The organism is Maribacter litoralis, from assembly GCF_003075045.1.
Lineage (GTDB): Bacteria > Bacteroidota > Bacteroidia > Flavobacteriales > Flavobacteriaceae > Maribacter > Maribacter litoralis.
In genome coordinates this window covers 297,630-320,813 of record NZ_QCZD01000003.1, presented here as the reverse complement: position 1 = coordinate 320,813, position 23,184 = coordinate 297,630, and the positions used below count along the sequence as shown (strand labels likewise).

Sequence of the window (23,184 nt, the reverse complement as noted above, 5' to 3'; positions counted from 1 at the left end):
ACAAGATTTAGCAGTTTTAGTTGCCAAAAAATCTTTAAACTTGAAGCGTCAAATATTTATAAGAAAAAGAGTTGAGTTAATTGAAGAGTCAAATGAAATTTCGAGAATATTTTACGTACTAATTTGATGGTTAAACTAAACTAGTTCACTAAAGCCTAACTACTAAATTCTATTAATGACCGATATAAAAATTACAATTATAGACCGTGACGGAGTATCTCACGAAATAGATGCCCCTACAGATATGAACATGAACCTTATGGAAGTTGTTCGTTCATATGAACTTGCTCCAGAAGGAACTATTGGTATTTGCGGAGGTATGGCAATGTGTGCATCTTGTCAGTGTTATGTGGAATCTGACCACGACTTACCAGAAATGAGCGATGATGAAGAAGCTATGCTATCAGAAGCTTTTAATGTTAGGGATAACTCACGTTTAGGTTGTCAATTACATATTTCTGAAGACATGGACGGACTCAAAGTAGAGCTGGCTCCAGAAGATCTATAAATGTCATTGCGAGGAAACGAGATGTAATCGAGATTGAAGAAGCAATCAGCTAAATGCTTGTTTTGAAAGTTATAGACAGCGTTCAAACCTCACAAATGTGTTTAATTAGTAGCTGAGTGACATTATAGAATTGAATCAAAAATAGCTTAGGTACTAGTGAAGGTTCTCGATACAAATTTTCTCATACTTCAAAAATTCACTCGAACTGACATCTTTTTTAATTTCCAATAGCCCTTATCGGAAACGTAATTCAAAGAAACGGATAGCCACGTTACACTCGCTATGACGAAGGAATTATTGTAGATGTCATTGCGAGAAGCATTTCTCGCTGAAGCAATCTGTTAAATTCGTGTTCCTAAGTTTTCGATTACCCTAATAACAACAGTTATTTTAATTTTCCAACAACTAAAAACCGTCAACCAACTTATATTCTAGCTTGGTACGTAAACAAATTATGGTATCTACCTTCTTTGGCAATCAGCTCTTCATGGGTTCCTTGCTCGGCAATACGCCCGTTTTCAATAACTAAAATCTGATTCGCTTTTCTAATAGTACTTAAACGGTGGGCAATGACAAAAGTGGTTCTCCCTTTTGTTAGTTCAGCCAAACTCTTTTGAATCAAAGCTTCGCTTTCGGTATCAAGGTTAGAGGTAGCCTCATCTAAAATTAATATTCTTGGGTTTGCCAAAACAGCTCTTGCAATGGCAATACGTTGGCGTTGACCGCCAGATAATTTTACGCCACGCTCACCAATAACGGTATGTAATCCGTCTTCAAATCTATCGGTAAACTCATCAACATACGCTGCTTTGATTGCCGCTTGTAACTCTTCTTCAGTAGCATCTGGTCTTGGGAAAAGGATGTTCTCTCTAATGGTTCCTTCAAATAGAAAATCATCTTGTAATACCACGCCTAAAAATTGCCTAAAACTGGTAAGGTCCACTTTTGATAGGTCGGTGCCATCTATGGTAATTTCTCCTGAATCCGGATTTAAAAAGCTTGCCGCCAAACCTGCAATAGTAGATTTCCCGGATCCGGAACTACCAACAAGAGCAATAACATCACCAGATTTTGCTTCAAAGCTAATGTTGTGCAATACATCTTTATCTTCCTCATATGCGAAGCTAACATCTTTAAACGCCATATCTCCTTTTATTTGAGATAGTACAATGGTTCGGTCTTTTTCGTCAGATTCGGCTACTTTGTTCATTAATTCTTCGGTACGGTCCAAGCCTGCCAATGCTTCGGTAAGTTGGCTTCCAATATTGCTCATTTGTACAATGGGCGCTACCATTAGGGCAAGAAGAAAAGTAAACTCAAAATACTCGCCCGTAGTCAATTCGCCTTGCATCATTTTGTAACCGCCAAAGCCCATCATAATTCCCGTCGTAGCCAAACCTAATAAAAAGGTGGATGAGCTGGTCATAAAAGCGGTGGCCGTTAAACTCTTTTTTACATTTTGGTACAATCGGTCTACACCTTCTTCAAAAACTTTACTTTCCTGTTCCTCGGCATTAAATCCTTTTATAACTCGAATACCGCCTAAAGTTTCTGTCAGCCTTCCTTTTACTTCAGCGTTAATTTTTCCGCGCTCCCTAAATACAGGTCTTATAATTTTAAAAGCTTTTAAAGCTATAAGGGCAAATAGAATCAAGGGAACAAATGTTAGCAAGGTCATCGTGGGGCTAATACGCAATAATAAAATTAATGATACCACTGCGGTAATTGTACCGCCAACTAGCTGTACCAGCCCGGTACCGATTAAGTTTCTTACCCCTTCAACATCGCTCATTATTCTAGAGACCAATGAACCCGATTTTGTATTGTCAAAAAAGCGAATAGGTAGCGAAAGCACTTGTTTTTGTACCTGTGCTCGTAGTTCAGAGATCATAAATTGTGCTTGTATACTTAGTACTTTTGTCAAAAGAAATGACATGACTGCCTGTACTAAGAAGGCAAAAATTACAACGGCAACCAATAATTTTAACTGATCATAATTTTTATTGGGCACAATGTCATCTAAAAAATAGCGTAAAGATACGGGTGCTACAAAACTTGCGGCCTTACTGATAACAATTAGTAATAAGCCTAATAGAACCAATTTTCTACGGGGCCATATAATGGTTTTAAAAGCTGTTAATATGCTTACTTTTTTTTCTGCCATTGGGGTTTACTCTTTCTAATTCTTGTTTAATTGTTCTGTATTTCGGTCGAGCACAGTCAAGACCGACAGACAACGATCTGCAAGTTACTTCAATTCTAAAGTTTAACCGAATCTAGAATAGGTTTTGATAGTATGGTTAGGTCTCAATAAAGGTTTTTATATTTGATTACACAGACCACCAAAGATGTTTAAAAAAACTATTCTTCTATTTCTTTTAGTAACTTTTTATGGTAATGCGCAAGAGCAATATGATGAGTTGCATGATTTTGTAACCGATAGTGCCAACATTTTTACTTCAGCTCAGGAGGCTGCTTTAAATCAGCGTTTGGTAGCTTTTGAAGACACCACTACTAATCAGTTGGTAGTGGTAACCATAGAAGAGTTGGGTTTTGATACTATAGAATCTTACGCCAACGGTCTCTTTGTGCAGAACGGTATTGGTCAAGAAGGAAAGGACAACGGACTATTGATTCTATTTTCAGAGTTGGACAGGGAAGTTAGAATTGAGGTGGGTTACGGATTGGAACCATATATTACCGATGCCGTAGCTTCAAGAATTATTAGAAATACGATGATACCTAATTTTAAGGAAGAGGAGTATTTTACTGGTATTAATGAATCTGTAGATCAGCTTATTGAATTTTTAAATAACCCTGAGGCGTTAGATGAATTTAAACAAGAAATTGACGATGAAAATGACAGGGAAAAGCTTTACTTGAATATATTCCTTGGAGTTTTTCTATCAATATTTATTGGGGTAGGTGGTTTTTTCTTTCTTAGAAGTTATAGAAATCTTATAGAGGTTTTTAGAGGGATATTTATGGGTAAATTAGGCGTGTTACCCGGTGTTTTTATGCTATTAGGCGGTTCTATTTCTACCATTTTTGGTATGGTATTTATGGTGGTGCCTCTATTTGTGGGGTATAGTATTTATACGTCCGACCAAGATCTTGCCATGCGAATTTTTGATCATCCTAAAATTTTACTATGGCTGCTATTGCCGTTTTTTGGTATAGCTGCAATCATTGCTTTTATTAAACTAAAACTATCGGGCGAAGAAGATTTGAATATATCCTGGGTCAAAAATGATAAAACGTATTACAGAAAAACTTTCTCATCATCAGGCACACACTCTTTTGGTTCGGGCAGTAGCTCATCAAGTGGTGGTAGTTCTTTTTCTGGAGGAGGCGGTAGTTCTGGCGGCGGTGGCGCAAGCGGAAGTTGGTAAAATTCAAGTACTTTTATGTATCTCAAATATTCAAAATAACTAGCATCCATGAACAGAATAATTTACTTGTTAGCATTTGTCTTGGTTTTATCATGTAAGACAGAAAAACCAAAAAACCCTGAAGTTGAAAAATGGGAAGCACAAGCTGCGAATGTTGAAATAATAAGAGATGACTTTGGAGTGCCTCATATTTATGGAAAAACCGATGCCGATGCGGTATTCGGATTATTATACGCAAAGTGCGAAGATGATTTTAACCGTGTTGAGCAAAACTATATTTGGGCAACTGGTAGATTGGCAGAAGTAGATGGCGAAGAAGCATTGTATAGCGATTTACGTGCTAAGCTATTCATGACCGAGGAGGAGGCAAAAGCCAATTATGAAAAGAGTCCTGCTTGGTTAAAAGAATTATGTGATGCTTTTGCAGATGGTATAAACTATTACCTATACACCCACCCAGAGGTAAAACCAAGATTGTTGACACATTTTGAACCTTGGATGCCCATGTATTTTAGTGAAGGTTCAATAGGCGGGGATATAGAGCGAATTTCAACAAAGAAAATCGCTGCTTTTTATGAAAGTGATATGGAACTGCCAGAAATGGAATTGATGCAATTAGAAAAAGAAAGAGAAGCCGAAGAACCCCAGGGTTCTAACGGGATAGCTATTTCAGGTACATTGACCCAATCTGGTAATCCGTTATTATTAATCAATCCGCATACCTCGTTTTATTTTAGGGGAGAGGTTCATGTAGTTTCGGAGGAAGGATTAAATGCCTATGGTGCGGTGACATGGGGTCAGTTTTTCGTTTATCAAGGATTCAATGAAAAAACCGGATGGATGCATACTTCAACCTACACCGATGTTATGGATGAATTTAAGGAAATTATTATTAAGAATAATGACCAGTTGGTCTATCAATACGGAGAAGAATTACGACCCGTAGCATCATCGGAAATTGTGTTGAAATATATAGACGGACAAGAATTGAAAGAGAAGAGATTTCCAGCCTACAGAACCCATCATGGTCCAATAACCCATGTTGCCGATGGGCAATGGACGGCTTCTGCCATGATGTGGGAACCGGTAAAAGCATTAGAGCAGTCATTCATCCGAACAAAACAAAACGGGTACAAAGGTTTTCGTGAAATGATGGATATTCGTACCAATTCTAGTAATAATACCGTGTATGCAGATGCAGAAGGTAATATCGCTTATTTTCATGGCAATTACGTTCCAAAACGCGATGTGCAATTTAATTATTCTGAGCCAGTTGATGGTAGTAATCCTAAAACAGATTGGCAAGGGCTGCATACGGTCGACGAAAATATTCTAGTGCTAAATCCAGATAATGGGTGGATTCAAAATTGTAACTCTACTCCTTATACAGCTGCATTGGAATTTAGTCCAAAGAAAGAAGGCTATCCCTATTACATGTCTAGAGATCAAGAAAATTTTAGAGGAGTGCATGCCATAGCGTTATTGAAAGATCGAAAAGGGTATACCATAGATAGCTTAATTCAATTAGCCCATGATCCATATTTACCGGCGTTTAAGGCCTTGATTCCTGGATTGGTAAGGGCTTATAATTCACATAGCGATAAGAATCCGAAATTAAGCGAACCAATAAAAATTCTTGAAGATTGGGATTTTACTACTGGAGAAGATCAAGTAGCCATGACTTTGGCGCATTTTTATGGAACCGCAATGGGAAGTAGGGCAAAGCATCCAAATAGAATGAGCGATATGGAACGCATGATTTATTTTGGGACGCATACGGATGAATCTTTAAGAATATTCGAAGAAGTTATAGATGAACTTTCATCTGACTTTGGCACATGGAAAATGCCATGGGGAGAAGTAAATAGATATCAAAGAGTTACGGGCGATATTGTTCAACAATTTGATGATAGTAAACAAAGTATGCCAATAGGGTTCGCATCCGGTAGATGGGGGGCTTTAGCGGCTTATGGAGCTCGTTATACAACAGAAGGTGCAAAAAAAATATATGGAACAAGAGGCAATAGCTTTGCAGCAGTAGTGGAATTTGGCGAAACCGTTAAAGCGAAAAGTATATTGGCAGGTGGGCAAAGCGGTGATCCAACTTCACCACATTTTAGTGATCAAATAGAAAGGTATAGGAACATCGATTGGAAAGAAGTACCGTACTATAAGAAAGATGTTTTAAAAAGAGCAGAAGAAACTTACAGCCCAGGTGAAAGAAATTAGTATATTTAGGTAATAATCAGTGTGTTAATCCAATTTGCACTAAATACCTAACTGTACATGGAGCTAAAAATTGAAAACCTAAGTAAAACGTATTCCAACGGAGTACACGCTTTAAAGAATATTACATTAACTATTCCACAAGGTATGTTTGGTCTGTTGGGACCGAATGGTGCCGGTAAATCCTCTCTAATGCGAACCATGGCTACACTACAACAGCCAGATTCAGGAAGTATTACTATGGGGGATATAGATATATTAAAAGATACTGATAGGGTAAGGGAGGTTTTGGGATATTTACCGCAAGAATTTGGTGTTTATCCAAAGGTAACATCTTATAAAATGTTGGATCACATTGCTTCTTTAAAAGGTGTTTCGAATAGAGGTGAACGAAAAGATTTGGTTGAGGCGCTATTGAATAAAACTAATCTTTGGCACGTTCGCAATAAAAGTTTAGGTACTTATTCTGGTGGAATGAAACAAAGGTTTGGAATTGCACAGGCACTGATCAGTTCTCCCAAATTAATAATTGTGGATGAGCCTACAGCTGGTCTTGATCCTGCAGAGCGAGTTCGCTTTCATAATTTGTTAAGTGAAATAGGGGAAAACACCATCATTATTCTTTCTACACATATTGTTGAAGATGTGGCTAATCTGTGCAAGAACATGGCTATTATTTGCCTTGGAGAGGTTGTAGCACAAGGTAATCCTACCGAAATAATATCTGGAATACAGGGTAAGATCTGGAAAAAAATGATCGACAAAAAGGATCTTGATGCGTATAAGGCAGAACATCAAGTTATTTCAACTCATTTAAAAGCGGGTAGAACAATTATTCATGTATATAGTGAAATGAGACCAGATGAAACTTTTGAAACAAGTCCTGCCAATTTAGAAGATGTTTACTTCACAGAAATTACAGCTAGATCAAACGCTGTTACCGCATAGATTTTTCTTTCCATCCACCTAAAACCGACCATCATGTTTACTGAAATATTCTTATTTGAAATAAAATATCGTATAAAACGTCCTGCAACTTGGGCTTATTTTGGAATCCTTTTTTTATATGGAATGATTATTTCCATTGGAGGATTTGAAGGAGGTTCTGAAAAAGTGTTCTTAAATGCACCTTCCAATATAGCATCAACGTTAAATGTGGTCAGTATTTTTGGAATTATGTTGGCAAGTGCCATAATGGGAGTTCCTATATATAGGGATATTGAACATGGTACCCAAAATTATTTATTCAGTTATCCAATTAGTGAAAAGGGATATGTACTGGGTAGGTTTACAGGGTCAATGTTTACATTGTTTTTAGTGAGTTTAGGTTTGATTCTTGGTTTTATGATCGGTTATGCTGTAGGTCCTTATGCAGGTTTCGAACCGGCAGAGCGCTATGCAGATTTTAATTTATGGCACTATTTACAGCCCTCATTGGTTTTTTATTGGTCTAATTTTTTCTTTACGGGGTGTATTTTCTTTGCCTTGGTTGCATTGACCAAGCGTATTATGTTGGCTTATGCCGGCGGGGCAATTTTATTTATTATTTACTTGGTGACTTTAACGCTTACTCAAGATATTGAAAATAAAGAACTGGTTAGTTTACTTGATCCTTTTGGTTTTGGAGCATTAAATAATACAATTCAATATTGGACTCCAGAGGAGCAAAATACCTTAACAGTACCTTTTAAAGATACTGTAATGTGGAATAGAATATTATGGGTTGGTGTTGGTTTTTTAATATGTTTATTTACAGTTTTTAGATTTGACTTTCAGCGCTTCTTGAATAAGAAGCTAGGTTCTAAAAAGAAAGCTGCTAAAGAGTTAGATGGTTCATCTGCCGCAGTATTAACAAAAATACCGGTAGTGTCTCAGGTTTTTAGTAGTTCACATAATGTAAAGATGCTAGGGAATTTGGCATGGATGGAATTTAGAAATATAACCAAGGATCTTTTTTTTAAAGCTATTTTAATTGCAGCTGTTGGATTTTTGTTTTTTGATGGTTGGTTTGGTAACCCAACCTATGGTACACCAATGATGCCCATGACCTATTACATGTTAGAGATTAAGGATTATAATTATGTAGTGCTCATATTTATACTCATTGTTTTTATGACGGGTGAGGTTTTACATAGAGAGCGTAGTGTAAAATACGACCAAATTTATGGTGCGTTGCCTCTGCCGAATTGGGTAGTTTACGGTTCTAAGTTTCTTGCTCTGGTTTTTGTATGTTTCATATTGGTAAACATGATTTTAGTAAGTGGATTGTTAAATCAAATACTACAGGGCTATTATAACTTTCAATTAGGTATGTATTTTACCGATCTCTATTTAATAGAATTTCCAAAATATATTTCTTACGTAATGTTGGCATTTTTTGTACATGCTTTAATCTCAAAAAAGTTTTTAGGACATGTAGTAACCATAGCGATTTGGGCAGCGTTGTTTGCCATCAGCAGCCTTGCGGATATTGACTATAATATGTATCTATATAGTTATGCACCAAGGTACACGATTTCAGATATGAACGGGTTTGGACATTTTCTTTCTGGTCAAAATTGGTTCCGCTTATATTGGTTAGGTTTTGGTTGCGTACTGGCTATAATTGGGTTGTTATTTTGGAAAAGAGGAACTGATTCAGGAGTAAAGGCTAGATGGAAAGAGGCAAGACATCGTTTCGGCTTAAAGGAGAAAGTGGCAATGGTGGTAGCTATTTTGGTCTGTATTGGTGCCGGGTGGTATGTTCATTATAATGTAAGTGAATTAAATTCTTATAGAACAATAAAACAAGGCAGGGAATTAGCAGCTAATTATGAAAAAGAAATTAGTAAGTACAACTATATAAATCAACCAAAATTTACAGATGTAAAGGTAGATGTGGATTTAGTTCCAGAAGAAAGATATGCAACAATGTCCGGTACGTTTACGATGGTAAATAAAGGAGAGACCCCCATTGATTCTTTACACTTAAATTGGGGAGATAATCAATTACTGCACACAGAGTTGTTAAGGTTGGCAGTAAGTGATGTTGATTTAAAAGAAGGTAAAGTATATAGCAAGTCTAATTATAAACTTTATAAACTACCAAATAGAATGATGCCTGGTGATACTTTGGTCATGAATTTTGCGATAAAAAGGGGCTATAAGGGTTTCCCCAATGAGGGTTCTGGGTCTGATATTGTGTATAACGGTACTTTTTTGAACAATGATTTTTTTCCAACTTTTGGGTATAATTTACAATATGAACTAACAAGTGATAAATACAGAAAAGAATATGGTTTGCCGGAAAAGGAATATTCGGCACCTCCTCAAAATGATAAATGGGGATTAAGTAATTTATTGTTTAATGATGATGCAGATTATATAACTTTTGAAGGTACAGTTAGTACAGCTCCTGACCAGATTGCTATAATGCCTGGTTATTTACAAAAAGAGTGGAAAGAAAATGGCAGAAAATATTACCATTATAAAATGGAAGGTGAAATGGATTACTTTTTTAATGTTTCCTCTGCACGCTATGATGTTTACAAAGAAGATTGGACGGGAAATAATGGGGAAAAGGTTGCTATTGAGATTTTTCATCACCCAGATCATCCCTATAATGTAAAACGATTTGCTAGAGCTGTTCGACATTCCTTAGACTATTTTTCTGATAATTTTGGGCCATATCAATATCGTCAAATGCGAATAATTGAATTTCCAAGATACCAGTCTTTTGCCCAATCTTTCCCAAATACAGTACCCTATGCAGAAAGTTTTGGATGGACCGGCGATTTTAGCGACCCTGAAGATCTGGATTATGCTTACATGGTTACATCCCATGAAGTAGCACATCAATGGTGGGGACATCAAATTACACCTTCTGCAACACGTGGAGCTAATCAAATTTCAGAATCTATGGCAGAATATTCGTCGCTTATGGTCATGAAAAAAGAATACGGTGTAGATGCCATGCAAGACTTTTTGAAAAGAGAATTGGATAGTTATTTACGAGGCAGAGCTGGTGAGAATAAATTTGAAAAAACTTTATTGGATAATGATACCCAAGCCTATGTTTGGTATAGAAAAGGAGGATTGATTCTGTATGCTTTACAAGATTATATTGGTGAAGATAGACTGAATGTTGGGTTTAAAAAATTTATTGATAGTGCTGCATTTAGACCACATGCACCTTTCGCTACTTCAAATGAATGGTATGGGTATATAAAAGAAACCACTCCAGATTCTTTGCAATATTATTTAAAGGATAGTTTTGAGAAAATAACTTTGTATACGAATAAGGCAAAAGAGGCAACTTATAAAAAATTAGATGATAATACCTATGAAGTAAAAGTTACGGTTGAAAGTGAAAAAAATTATTTTGATGGAAATGGTAAAGAGTTAGAAGCACCTGATCAACCAAATTTATTAGATATTGCCATATTTCAAAATGATACTATTATAAATGGAAAAACAAAAAAGGTGCCACTTATATTAGAGAAAAAATGGATTAAGCCGGGCACAAGTACCTTTACGTTTACTACTAATAAAAAACCGTTGAAAGCAGGAATAGATCCCTACAATAAAATGATAGATAGAATACCGGATGATAACTTGATTAGTCTAGAAGAATTGGAATAGTAAAAAATATCAAGTATATCGGTGATATGAATTAAGTTTAATAGCTTTCTACATGGACTCTTTAGTAACGATCAAAGTTGCTTTAGAGCCAGAAGAAAGCAGCCATTTGTTAGAGTAGATTAATTCTCCTTTATCGTTATAGACATCAACTTGTGCGGTATTTGGTGCTGAAGAACCATGGTTAAGCGCCTCAAAATCCAAACGGTTGAAACCATCTTGGAGATCAACATTTATACCTTTGAAAGCGCCGGTCAATAGTAGGTTGTGTTCTACGACCATATCGTTCATGTATATTTTTACACGATCACCATCAACGTATTCGTGATCTCTACAAACAATACCAATAAATTTTCCGCTACTTTTTACGTCACCCAGATATTGGTCGGGAAAATACTGTCCCGATCCATTTAAGCGTTCTCCTGGACCAACTTTGGGATCTATTTTCATGCCAGTGCCTGCCTGTACCAATTCTTCATCGGGTAACATTTTTACAGGATTTTTGGAATTCATATCTAAACTAGGCTGCTCCTTTATTAAATTGGGCATGTTAAGAAATGATCCCGAACTAGGTGTGCCACTTGAATTTACCGGATTAACTTTGTCAATTTTAAGCGGTTTTGAGGTAGGTAAATCTGTTTGGGCAGAGACCTGAGCCGCAAAAAAGGAAAACAAAACAATAAAAAGAAAATTAACTTTTCTCATTGTATCTTAAATATTGATGAAATAAAGATAACAAATACCCTGCCATGCGTACTTAAGGCTTCGTTAAAAATTAACGTATTGCCCCATAATTCGTTGAAATGTAGGTGTTAATAGTATTAGACGGAGTCTTGTTCTGCTTTTTGTTCGGTATTTATGAAATCTCCATGAATCATTTTCTCCTCTTCATAAATTACATTTGATATTCCTATCATAATCGCTGCAATATAGAGTACAACCTTTCTTTTGAGCCAAAGAATGGCTTTGCTGATATTTTTGAAAAACATAATTGTGATGATAAATTAGCAAATACTGGTTTTATCATATGTACATTGAGTACACAGAAAGTAATCTTAACGACTATTTTTATTATGCAGTTCTTGTATATTTTGAAGAGAAGATTTTAGTAAGAAATTTAGTTTGACGTAAGGATTCTACGTACGATAGAAAAAGAAAGTGTTGACCTTTTAATTTGTGATGTAATTGTTGCTTGCAAATTTTTGATAAATAACAGTAAACACCAAAAGATGTGTCGATTACAGATGTTGCAGTGTCGTTATTATACTTAAAATCAACAGTATGAAGATCAAAGGAAGTATTTTTTAGCGTTGAGGAAAATAAAGAAACTTCAAAACGTACAACCGAAATAGTATCGGTGTTTAAACTAACAAAACTTGTTGAAAGTCCTAATAACAGAAAAAATGATGCTATGTACGTATAAAAATTTCTCAATAGCTTATTTTAAATTTTTCTTCAGGAATGCAATGAAATTCCCGTGCATTACTTTCTTTATATCCTGTTCATTATAACCTCTTTGCTTTAATAAATGTACGGCTTTTTGCAAATCTGCGATGGTGTCAACATCTGCAGGTCCTTGTTCTTTTCCAAATCCGCCATCAAGGTCAGAGCCTATACCCACATGTTCTGCATTACCGGCTAGTTGGCAAATATGATCAATGTTGTCAACCATTTGCTGAAGACTTACTCCTGCAGATTGCGGGTTAGAAACACCTCTTTCCCAATTGGGTACCATCATCCAAGCATCAAGAACAACACCAATTATGCCTTTGCGAGCTATGATTTCTTTGATCTGTTCATCGGTAAATTGTCTGTGATGGTTTACTAATGCCCTACAATTATTATGGCTGGCCCAAAGAGGACCATCATAATTCACCATTGTCTCCCAAAAGCTTATGTCGCATAAATGGGTAACATCAAGTATAATTCCCAATCTTTCAATTTCTTTAAGAAGAGCTCTTCCCTTAGTTCCAATGCCACCTACGGAATTGGTGCCGTGAGCATATGTTCCAGGTCCGTAATGAGCAGGGCCAATAGCTCTTAAACCTTGATGATATGATTTTTCCAGATAAGAGATGTCAATTATGGAGTCAGCACCTTCAAGACTTAGTAAATAGCCAATGGGTTTGTTTTCCTCGTTGGTTTTCCATAGTTCTAAATGGGTATCAAGCTCTTTTTTATTGGTGATCTGAACCATTTCTCCGGCAGCTTCCATGCTTTTGTACCACGCCAGTTGTCCCTGTGTTTGCGCCCATGCTTGTTGAGGTGATTTCCATCCAGGAAGGGTATTGTCCCTATGAACATATCTTGCAATTTGTGTTGCCATGCAAAGACCAATATTTCCTTTTCGCATGGCATCAAGAGATACTGTATTATTGCCACGGTCAGGTTTATCTGTCATGCCCTGTTCAGCTTTTCTAATAGCTTCAACAGACCAAGTAAGGTCGCGGTTCCATTCCATCGCATTCATGGACAAGTCTAAATGGGCGTCAAATATAAACATGCTTAAATAGTAGATTTTTGGGTTCTTGCGCTTACCGGCCAAAAATCAATAACCTGATTGTCTTTTACAACGGTTAGGGTATCATATTTTGCTACTGTTGGGCAAATGTGTTTAGGTATGGCATAATGAACATCACCCACTTCTGGTATGGTAAGGTCATCATATTCCACCACCAAATGTTCTTCTGACTGACTTATTTGTTTGCTGTGCTTTAAGTCTAAAAATTCAATTCTAGGAAAAGGCATTTCTGGTGCAACTGACTTATGACCGAGGTCAAAACATAGAATACCTGTAGTCGGTTTGCTGAGTATGCGAGTCATTAATATTGCGGCAGGCAGAAATTTCATTTCTGGGAATGCATTACCGTATCCAGAATCCCAAAGCAATGTAGTACCAGGACTAGCATCTACATCTTTTCTTATGCTGTGATAAGGAAAAGTGGGCGAACCACCGGCTACTATTTTAGGACTAGGTATTTGAAGTTTTTCAATGTTATTCTTTAAAGATAGTACAGGTTCAAAAGCGGCATTACAATCCGCTTCTCTGGTAGCTGGATCCGTATTTCTTAAATGCCCGTCATAAACATGTAAGCCTTCGGCAATTAAATGTTCGTTTTCATACAATTCGCGATATAAAGTAAGTGCCTTGTCATCAGGACTAATTCCTGTTCGGTTCATACCATTATTAATATCTATCCAAAGTGAAATTTTAATAGCGTTTAGGTGGGCTAATTTACTTAGAACATGAAGGCTTTTGGTATTGTCAATAATCGTTGAAAATAGGGTGTTCGGATATTTTTTTATGAGCTCAACAAAGCGCTCTGCATTTGGACCTATGGGTTGCATGGCCAGCAATACGTCTTTAGCTTTACAATCTCCAAGTAATTCCGCCTCGGCAATCGTAGCACATTTAAATTTTTGAATGCCAGCATCCATTTGCATTTTTATGATATTGGCATTTTTGTATGTTTTTACATGCGGACGCAAACGATTAACATCACCCGTCATGGCAATCATCAGATCGATATTATGTTGAATTCTATCAGCATAGACCAATAATGAAGGAGAAATTATATGCTCGGGATGTTGAATGGAATACCAGTTTTCTTTTGCCATAATTGTTAGTGATGTAATTCAAAATGAGCTTCTATTTCAACAGGAATTCCTCTAGGTAAAATCATACCAACGGCACTACGTACACCAACGCCGTTATCCGGACCAAAAATATCTGCCATAAGTTCACTGAAACCATTTATGACCAAAGGCTGTTGACCAAAATCGGGAGTAGAATTCACCATTCCCAAAGTTTTTACGATTCTTTTAATTTTATCGATATCGCCAAAATGGGTCTGTATGGTAGACAGCATGGTTAACGCTACTTGTCTTGCAGCTACTTTTGCTTCTTCGGTGGTCATATCAAAACCTGTTCTACCTACAATTAAAGAGCCGTCATTTTGCATGGGTCCTTGTCCAGAAATATATAAAAAATGGTCAACGACCAATACTGGTTTATATAACCCTGCTGGGGGTGGTGCCGGCGGTAAAACCAGACCTAGTTCCTTAATTCTTTCAGAAGGTTTCTTTTGCATAATTTTTATTTTAAATGAACATGTTAATCACTAGAACACCTACTAGCCCCATTACACCTACGGTAGTTTCCATAACTGTCCAGCTTCTTAACGTATCGTTTACAGAAAGATTAAAATATTCTTTGAACAACCAAAAACCGCTATCGTTAACGTGAGATAACATTAAACTACCTGATCCAATGGCCAGAACCATTAATTCTGGACTAACACCAGTACCTTGTACTAGTGGCAATACTATGCCTGCAGCAGTTAAACCGGCAACTGTTGCCGAGCCAACACAAACACGAATAACCGTTGCGATAAGCCATGCTAAAATTAATGGGGAAATAGAAGATTGTTCTAAAATACCACCAATATATTCACTAACACCACTATCGATCAATACTTGTTTTAACGCACCGGATCCCGCAATGATCAAAAGTACCATGGTAATACCGGTAATGGCACTACCAACGGAATCCATCACATCTTTCATGCTTTTACCACGTCCTAATCCTAAGGTGTAAATAGCAACCAAAACTGCAATTAACATAGCAATTGCTGGATTACCCATAAATACCAAGATCTTTGTAAGAAAGAAATCTGCAGGTAATAGAAGTTGTGCTAGGGCGGCAACGGCAATTAGAATAACCGGTAATAATGCACTAATGATACTATTTGCCATACTTGGCATTTCTTCTTCTTTAAGCACCACGGGGTTTAAAAATTCTTTTAAGGGAGTAGCGTTAATGTTATTTAAGGTTCGTGAAAAGATAGGACCGGCAACAATGATAGCGGGAATGGCTACAATGATTCCGTATAGCAGTGTTTTGCCGATATCGGCATTGAACATTGATGCCAAAGCTGTGGGTGCAGGGTGTGGAGGTAAATATCCATGGGTTACCGAGAGTGATGCAAGCATGGGCAACCCTACATAAAGAAGTGGTAAACCTGTAGCTGCGGCAATGGTGAATACCAAGGGTACTAAAATTACAAACCCGACGGAGTAAAACATAGGGATACCAACAATGAAACCGGTTAAAACAACCGCCCACTGAATGTTCTTTTTACCGAATTTTTCTACCAAATGGGTAGTGATTCGTTGTGCGGCACCACTATCGGCAACCAACTTGCCCAACATGGCTCCTAAACCTAAAATAATAACGAGGAAACCTAAAATGTTACCGATTCCTTTTTGAATGGAATCGACGACGCTAACAGGTTCCATACCTTCTGCAATACCCACGAACAATGATACTATGATGAAGGTTATAAAGGCATTTAGCTTGAATTTGGCAATGAGAAGAAATAGGAGTAGAATTCCTAAAATAACAATGAATAATGGCATATTAAAATTGAGTTAGATAAGTTGATCATCTAAATATACCATAAAAAAAAAGCTCATCATATTTTATCTTTTTATGATGAGCTTAAACATTGTAATTCTATAATTTATCTGTTATCTCAGGCGAGATAGCTTTATAGACTAAACCTGCTATAGCAGCTCCAACGATTGGGGCTAGCCAAAATAACCAAAGTTGGTCTAAAGCCCAGTCTCCAACAAAAAGAGCTTGACTGGTACTACGAGCAGGGTTTACCGACGTGTTGGTTACAGGAATACTGATAAGGTGAATAAGGGTAAGGCAAAGTCCGATTGCCAAACCTGCAAAACCTCTAGGAGCTTTGGTGTAGGTAGATCCTAAAATAACAAAAAGGAAAATAAAGGTTAATACCAGTTCGGTAATCAGTGCCGAAGTCATATCGAATCCTCCAGGGGAGTGTTCTGCATATCCGTTTGCGGCAAAACCTCCAAGTACAAAATCAGATTTTCCAGAAGCAATAAGGTAGAGTATGGCAGCACCTGCAATACCGCCCATTACTTGGGCGACTATGTATGGGAATACGTCTTTACCTTCAAAACGGCCACCTATCCACACACCTATGGTTACTGCCGGGTTTAAATGGCAGCCAGATATATGACCTATGGCATAGGCCATGGTAACTACGGTTAATCCGAAGGCTAATGAAACACCGACAAAGCCAATGCCCATTTCAGGAAATCCTGCGGCAAGCACGGCACTACCGCAACCGCCTAATACCAGCCATAAAGTACCAATAAATTCTGCAATAAATTTTTTCATTTCAATAAGGTTTAATTGATTGTATTAGTTTAGAAACCAAAATTTTAATGAAGTCACAATTTTTTGTGAATATTATTATGTGTTTATAGGATTTTGACGTAATAAGATCTGAATAAATTAAATAATGACTAATTATAATGTATGTAAAATCAATAATCTTAAAGTGTTTAGTGATATCGTAGATTAAAGAGTTATCATGAATTACCTAAATTTTTCTTCACATTTATAATTCTTGTTGCCATAAAACAATAATAGGATAAATTCATTGAATTGAAGTGTACTGCATTGGTATTCATTGGTTTAGTTTTAATATTTTTAGAAGAGAGATTAAAAAATTAAAAACCTAGTTATTAAATAATAATGTTATGATGAATAAAAGACAGTTTTTGACCAACATGGGTAAAGCGGCTTTTACTCTACCATTTTTACCTTATAGTTCTGTGGTAAAAGGAGGGGTGCCTATAAAATCATATGAATCGAAAACTGAAGATGGTTTTTGGTCAAGAATACGAGAGGATTATCTTTTAAAGCCAGATTATATTAACCTCGAAAATGGGTATTATAATTTTATTCCGACCCCGATTATGATGAAGTATATAGAACATTTAAAAATGGTTAACTATGAGGCTTCATACTACATGCGTACCGTACAATGGGAAAATAAAGCAAGTGTGCGTGATCGGTTGGCAAAATTTGTTGGCAGCACTCCAGAAGAATTGGTGATAACTAGGAATGCAACCGAATCATTAGACTTAATTATTGGTGGTTATCCATGGAAAAAAGGCGACGAGGCCATATATGCTTTACAAGATTATGGTTCAATGAAAGACCATTTTGAATTGATGGTTAAAAAATACAGTATTAAAACTACGGTGGTCGATGTTCCAAACAACCCAGAATCTGATGAAGAATTAGTGGCTATATATGAAAAAGCGATTACACCTAAAACCAAGTTAATGATGGTGAGCCATATGATTAATATTACAGGGCAAATATTACCAATTCGTAAAATTTGTGATATGGCGCATAAATATGGAGTGGAAGTTTTGGTAGATGGGGCGCATTGTATTGGTCATTTTAAAGTAGATATTGAAACATTAAATTGCGATTATTATGGATCTAGTTTGCACAAATGGTTGAGTGTTCCTCTTGGGTCGGGAATGTTGCACGTCGCAAAAAATAAAATCACGAAAATATGGCCACTTTTTACAGATTGGGAAAATGATTCAGATCTTATTCAACGATTAAATCATACCGGAACATTGCCAGTGCATACAGATTTAGCTGTTAATGATGCTTTAGATTATATTGAGATGATCGGTATAGAACGCAAACAAAAAAGGCTTCAATTTCTACAGAAATATTGGAGCGATAAATTAAGGGACGTACCCAATATTACGGTAAACACACCAGTAGAGAAACAGCGTAGTTGTGGTATTGCAAATGTGGGAATACCATTTATGGATGCAAAGGAACTAGCAGCTCAGTTATTAAGTGAGTTTAGAATATTTACGGTAGGTGTCGATTATGCAAATGTAAAAGGATGTAGAATTACACCCAATGTATATACTACCACAGATGAGTTGGATAGTTTTGTTATCGCCATGAAAACAATAGCGAAAAGAAGCTGATTTAACTATCCATATAATCCGATAATTTCTGTGGTCCTTCCAATAAAATGCGAACCACACGAAGAGTCCCGTCATCTGTGGTATTTATCTGCCATTTGATTAAAGAGATATTGCCCTTTTCAATTTCAATACCGGTTATGCTTCTTGGGTGGACACAACTGCCATCGTTAAAAAGAGGAATGTCGCCAGGTTCGGGAAAACGGGGTCTGTGCGTGTGCCCTACTACAGTTACTTTTAAATTGTTCTTAAGTATCCACTTTTTTATACGTCGCTCGACCTTTATGAGTTCGGTATAGTTTCTAGCCGGTGATGTTGGATCTGCAATGCCCCAAACTTGAAGAGGTTTCCAGAGGATTCTCACTAAGAATCTACCAACTCGCCAAAACCGGTAGTTCCACCAATCTGCCTGGTGACCGTGGGTAAGAAAAACTTCTTGTTGGGTTTCTGTATGTTTTAGTATGATAGCTTCGTGGTACTTAATACCTTCAAAAAGAGATTTGTCCTTGTCATCAATGGGCTCAAAATAGCTCGACAGGTGTTTTTTTACATAAGCTTCATCTTTATAGACCATATCATGATTTCCCCAGATCATGTGAAGTCTTTGCTCTAAATGAAATTGTTTTAAAAGCTTAAAAACGTTCTTATGCGCTTCAAAAATAGATTCAAAATAAATGTTTTCCCAAAGCTCGTCGCCATCACCTAGTTCACAATAGCTAAACCCTTCGGAATAATAGAATTTTAAGGCGTGGTAATAAATATTTCTATTGTTGGCAAATTCATCGGCAAAGCTATTATCGCCCCTATGGCAGTCGCTAAAAAGAATGAATTTTGAGGCATCGTCAAACGGAATAGTTTTAGCGTTTTTATAAGCTCTATTAAGTCTGTTTTCCGATGACATGCAGTAGTTTTCGCTAAATATCCGAAAATCCCGTTAACCACAAGACTATAGTTGACTAAAAAATAGGGTAGGTTTTGTAACTTTACAGCAAAATTGTAGACTAACCAAAGCATGGGAAAGCACGATAGAAAGAAAATGCCGTTTAAGCACCTCATAAGTTTTGAAAAACTTCTGTCGAAGTATGATGAACATTTGAGGGGCGATGATCCATTTTTGGCTGCTACGGCAGAACGAATACTTGCTGTTGAAAAAGGATTTCCTGAATTGCGAAATGGTTTTTCAGATTTTACTTTGTTGGAGAAACATAAAGAATTGATAGAGCGTATTTTGCAAGATACGTTTACCGAGGCTTTAAGTGGTAACGAAATTAAGGTGGCAACACTGCCATATCAAGATATAATTATAAAATCATCTAAACGGTTTCAAAATATAATCAATGAAGCTGGTGAAGGTTATGAGCCTGAAATACGAAATGTAGGCGATGATCTAGATTATATAATGAGCTGTGTGGTAGTATTAAATTACTATTACGGCTATCAGTTAGATTTTAGTAGGCCTTATTTCTATGACATACCAGATGCCAATGGTGTAATGCGCCATTATCGTATTTTGTACAATGCAGATTTTATCGACATTATACCTACCGATAAGGCTAAGGAAATTACGCAAGAAGATGTCGATGAACTTTTGGCTAACCCTAATGATGCGGCACTTTGGATGGAAAAGATTCCGCCAGAAAGTTTTATCTCAAAAGGTTTTGTAATTGCAAACTTGTTCGATGTAACGATGGAACAAGCAATTTCAAACATTAAATCGAAGTTGATCTCTAAAGATACTTTACAACCTGTAAAGTTCATGAACGACTTACAGGAGACGTTCAAGTCTTTCTTTCGTCTACCTAATATTAAGGTGGGTTTTGCTTCTTTTGATGCCAAAAAAGAGCAATTTGAAGAAGTAGCCGGCATTGGTTTTGAGAGCTTTCTTTTAAGAGGCAAACATGCTGTTGATTGTAAACAGGCATTGTGTGTAGATTCTTATACCAAGCTAATTGATTATAATTCTTATTTTACCATTGCCGATATGGACCGTATGGTACAACAATCTGGCGATGTGCAACCATATAAAGGACTACAAGATCAGGGTGTGCAAAGTGCCATATTTGCACCGATAGCATATGAAGGAAATCTATTGGGGGTTTTAGAAATAGTTTCCCAAAAGAAAGGTGTGCTTAATGGTGTTAATGCACAGAAATTAGATGATGTATTGCCTTTTATTGTTTCGGCTGTTGTTCGTGCCAAAAATGAAGATAACAATAGAATAGACGCCATTATTCAAAATGAGTGTACATCGGTGCATTCTTCTGTGTATTGGAGATTTCAAGAAGAGGCCAAAAGATTCATGCTCGATGAAACAGAGGGTAGGTCACCTTCATTTAAAGAAATCGTTTTTAAGGATGTTTATCCATTGTTTGGTCAGATAGATATAAAAGATTCTTCTCATGCAAGAAATTTAGCCATTCAAAGAGATTTAATGATTCAGCTTTCCGAAATAGATGCTGTATTGAATATTGCCTTGAAAAAATGGAATTTACCAATTTACGAAGAGCTGATTTTTAGAGTGAACAATCACTTGGATAGTATAAAAGAAATGCTATATACCAATAGTGAACAGGCTATTTTTGATTTTGTTCAAGATGAAATTTCACCAGTTTTTGAACATCTTAAAAAATCCGATAAGGAAATTGAAAGCCATATACTAGCCTATGAGGCTAAGATAGATATGGGCACTGGTTCTTATTACGATCATAGAAAAAACTATGATGAAAGTGTAACACAGATCAATAAAACATTATCTGCGGTTATTGATAAGAGACAAGAAAGTGCACAGGCAATGTTTCCTCACTATTACGAGCGTTATAAAACCGATGGTGTAGAGCACAACATGTATATTGGCTCTTCAATATCAGAAAGTAAAGAGTACAATCCTTTATATCTTAATAATCTTAGGCTTTGGCAGTTACAGGTAATGTGTGAAATGGAAAATGCTCATTACTCACTAAAACCTAAATTACCGGTACCGTTAGATGCGGCTTCTTTGATTTTGGTCTATAATACATCATTATCCATTCGTTTTAGAATGGATGAAAAACAGTTTGATGTTGATGGAACTTATAATGCACGTTACGAGGTAATAAAGAAAAGAATAGACAAATCTTATATAAAGGGTACAGAGCAAAGGCTAACTCAAAAAGGAGTGTTGTCCATTGTTTATTCGCAGAAAAAAGATGAGCTTGAGTATTTAAGGTATATCAAATTCTTGAAATCTAAAGGCTATTTTACAGACAAGATAGAAATTGTTGAGCTTGAAGGACTTCAAGGGGTATCTGGTTTAAAAGCGATACGTGCTCAAATTTTATACAAAAGAGAGCAAGAGCCGGAAAAGACCTATACCTACCAAGATTTGATGGATGCCCTAAAAGACTAGTACTTGGCTCAATAGTTCTAGTTTACGATCCGGACCAAAGAATTTAAAGGATACGGCAAATGCTATGACAGATAGGATCATACCTATCATAAAAATAGTGTAGGTCCATCGTAAAAGCGAGTATTTTCTATTTAAGACTATACCAAGAAAATAAAGGTCTTTGGTTAACGAGGTATATATATAATCTTTATCCTTTAGCATTTCCTGAATGGCCCATTCGTACTCGCTCAATGCCATTTTATGAAAATTGCCAAAGAACAATAGGTTCACATTTTTGTTTTTTACATCGTCTTTGGTGAACTCGCCACTAGTTACATTTGGTCTTGTGGCCAATACGGCTAAAATCATGGATACAACACTAAAGAATACAAATATAACTGTAGGGTAAATTAGGTAATCGTTAGATGGGTTATCTAATTTCGGTATCAAATTGGACAATGCCAATGATATAATAATGGCATTTACAGATAGTAAGATATTCGCCTTGGTGTCTGCGATATCACTAAGGGTAATATGATTTTTTAATGTTACCCTGTACAAGGTTTGTATACCTCGATCCGGACTTTCACTTTTAAACTGAGCTTTTAGCTTTTCTTTTTTGGCAAGTTTCTTTTCGGACTTTTTGTCTTTAATGAGTTTTCTTAAATTTTTGTCCTTTTTCTCTAACCAATTTTCTTTGGCGTAATCTGTATAATATTGGTGGTCAGTTCTAAATACTTGTATGTTAAGCTCTAGCCATTCTTTTTGACTGTAATTTTTTAAGCCGAGTAATTTAAGTTCTTCACGTAGAAGATCAGAAGTTTCTAGGTAGCTACTTTGTGCAAAATGAGAAGAATCTGCATCACGAATAATCATTTCCATTTCATTGCTTGGCGTAGCATTCCATTTTGTAGATAGAATACACGATTTCACCTTCTCTAATTCTTCAGCATTATAACCTTCTTTGGTCAAGAAATCTTCGGCAATTTCGCAACTGCTTTCTTCATGGTTTTTAGTGCCTTTAGTGTAACCAGTATCATGTAGCCATGCCACAAGAAGCAAAACTTCCTTATCCTTATCAGATAGAGAGCTAGATTCAAGTAATTCTTTAGTACTTTTAACGACTCTTTGTGTATGTCTTAGATTATGGTATAAAAACTTATTGTCCAATTGATTGGTAAGTAAGTCCGTTACAAATTGTTGGGTACTATCTAAGATATTTGACATAGAAAATTGAT

General features: G+C 36.4%; 16 protein-coding genes. 7 read left to right on the top strand and 9 right to left on the bottom strand.

Annotation, left to right across the window (positions count from 1 at the left end):
- The first annotated feature begins 175 nt into the window (after positions 1–175).
- Complete coding sequence (locus DCS95_RS12860; RefSeq protein WP_116771194.1) at positions 176–508, top strand: 2Fe-2S iron-sulfur cluster-binding family protein; 333 nt, start codon at positions 176–178, stop codon at positions 506–508.
- 424 nt (positions 509–932) lie between these two features.
- On the opposite strand, the gene DCS95_RS12855 is transcribed toward DCS95_RS12860, so the two are convergent.
- Positions 933–2,672 (bottom strand): ABC transporter ATP-binding protein, encoded by a 1,740-nt coding sequence (locus DCS95_RS12855; protein ID WP_116771193.1) that lies wholly within the window; start codon positions 2,670–2,672, stop codon positions 933–935.
- 184 nt (positions 2,673–2,856) lie between these two features.
- Between DCS95_RS12855 and DCS95_RS12850 the strand changes: the two genes are divergently transcribed.
- From DCS95_RS12850 to DCS95_RS12835, 4 genes are read left to right on the top strand one after another with little or no spacing between them, the layout of a single operon-like run.
- Positions 2,857–3,900 (top strand): TPM domain-containing protein, encoded by a 1,044-nt coding sequence (locus tag DCS95_RS12850; RefSeq protein ID WP_116771192.1) that lies wholly within the window; start codon positions 2,857–2,859, stop codon positions 3,898–3,900.
- 48 nt (positions 3,901–3,948) lie between these two features.
- Positions 3,949–6,129 carry an acylase gene (locus tag DCS95_RS12845; RefSeq protein ID WP_116771191.1) on the top strand — a complete coding sequence of 727 codons (2,181 nt, stop codon included), beginning with the start codon at positions 3,949–3,951 and terminating at the stop codon, positions 6,127–6,129.
- Between the two features lie 57 nt (positions 6,130–6,186).
- Complete coding sequence (locus DCS95_RS12840) at positions 6,187–7,074, top strand: ABC transporter ATP-binding protein (RefSeq protein ID WP_116771190.1); 888 nt, start codon at positions 6,187–6,189, stop codon at positions 7,072–7,074.
- Between the two features lie 33 nt (positions 7,075–7,107).
- Complete coding sequence (locus DCS95_RS12835; RefSeq protein ID WP_116771189.1) at positions 7,108–10,746, top strand: ABC transporter permease/M1 family aminopeptidase; 3,639 nt, start codon at positions 7,108–7,110, stop codon at positions 10,744–10,746.
- Positions 10,747–10,794: 48 nt separating this feature from the next.
- On the opposite strand, the gene DCS95_RS12830 is transcribed toward DCS95_RS12835, so the two are convergent.
- The 6 genes from DCS95_RS12830 to aqpZ form a co-directional block, all read right to left on the bottom strand.
- A complete protein-coding gene (locus tag DCS95_RS12830; RefSeq protein WP_116771188.1) occupies positions 10,795–11,448 on the bottom strand; it encodes a hypothetical protein in 654 nt (217 codons plus the stop codon).
- A 733-nt stretch (positions 11,449–12,181) separates the two neighbouring features.
- Entirely contained in the window at positions 12,182–13,246 is a 1,065-nt protein-coding gene (locus DCS95_RS12825) for a dipeptidase (protein ID WP_116771187.1), read from the bottom strand.
- Positions 13,247–13,248: 2 nt separating this feature from the next.
- Positions 13,249–14,361: a D-TA family PLP-dependent enzyme gene (locus DCS95_RS12820; RefSeq protein WP_116771186.1), complete on the bottom strand. Its 1,113-nt coding sequence runs from the start codon at positions 14,359–14,361 to the stop codon at positions 13,249–13,251.
- A gap of 5 nt (positions 14,362–14,366) precedes the next feature.
- On the bottom strand, positions 14,367–14,834 hold the full coding sequence (locus DCS95_RS12815; RefSeq protein WP_116771185.1) for a RidA family protein: 468 nt from the start codon (positions 14,832–14,834) through the stop codon (positions 14,367–14,369).
- Positions 14,835–14,844: 10 nt separating this feature from the next.
- Positions 14,845–16,161 (bottom strand): gluconate:H+ symporter, encoded by a 1,317-nt coding sequence (locus tag DCS95_RS12810; protein ID WP_116771184.1) that lies wholly within the window; start codon positions 16,159–16,161, stop codon positions 14,845–14,847.
- Between the two features lie 97 nt (positions 16,162–16,258).
- Positions 16,259–16,954, bottom strand: a complete 696-nt coding sequence (aqpZ, locus tag DCS95_RS12805) for an aquaporin Z (RefSeq protein WP_116771183.1) — start codon at positions 16,952–16,954, stop codon at positions 16,259–16,261.
- 365 nt (positions 16,955–17,319) lie between these two features.
- Here aqpZ and DCS95_RS12800 point away from each other — a divergent pair, with 365 nt between their 5' ends.
- Positions 17,320–18,585: an aminotransferase class V-fold PLP-dependent enzyme gene (locus DCS95_RS12800; RefSeq protein WP_244178456.1), complete on the top strand. Its 1,266-nt coding sequence runs from the start codon at positions 17,320–17,322 to the stop codon at positions 18,583–18,585.
- 1 nt (position 18,586) lies between these two features.
- On the opposite strand, the gene DCS95_RS12795 is transcribed toward DCS95_RS12800, so the two are convergent.
- Positions 18,587–19,483, bottom strand: a complete 897-nt coding sequence (locus DCS95_RS12795) for a metallophosphoesterase (RefSeq protein WP_116771182.1) — start codon at positions 19,481–19,483, stop codon at positions 18,587–18,589.
- 111 nt (positions 19,484–19,594) lie between these two features.
- Here DCS95_RS12795 and DCS95_RS12790 point away from each other — a divergent pair, with 111 nt between their 5' ends.
- Positions 19,595–21,967: a GAF domain-containing protein gene (locus tag DCS95_RS12790; protein WP_116771181.1), complete on the top strand. Its 2,373-nt coding sequence runs from the start codon at positions 19,595–19,597 to the stop codon at positions 21,965–21,967.
- Here the strand turns inward: DCS95_RS12790 and DCS95_RS12785 are convergent.
- Positions 21,956–23,173, bottom strand: coding sequence for a Pycsar system effector family protein (locus DCS95_RS12785; RefSeq protein WP_116771180.1), 1,218 nt, complete (start codon positions 23,171–23,173; stop codon positions 21,956–21,958). The genes DCS95_RS12790 and DCS95_RS12785 overlap by 12 nt on opposite strands.
- Positions 23,174–23,184: the final 11 nt, after the last annotated feature.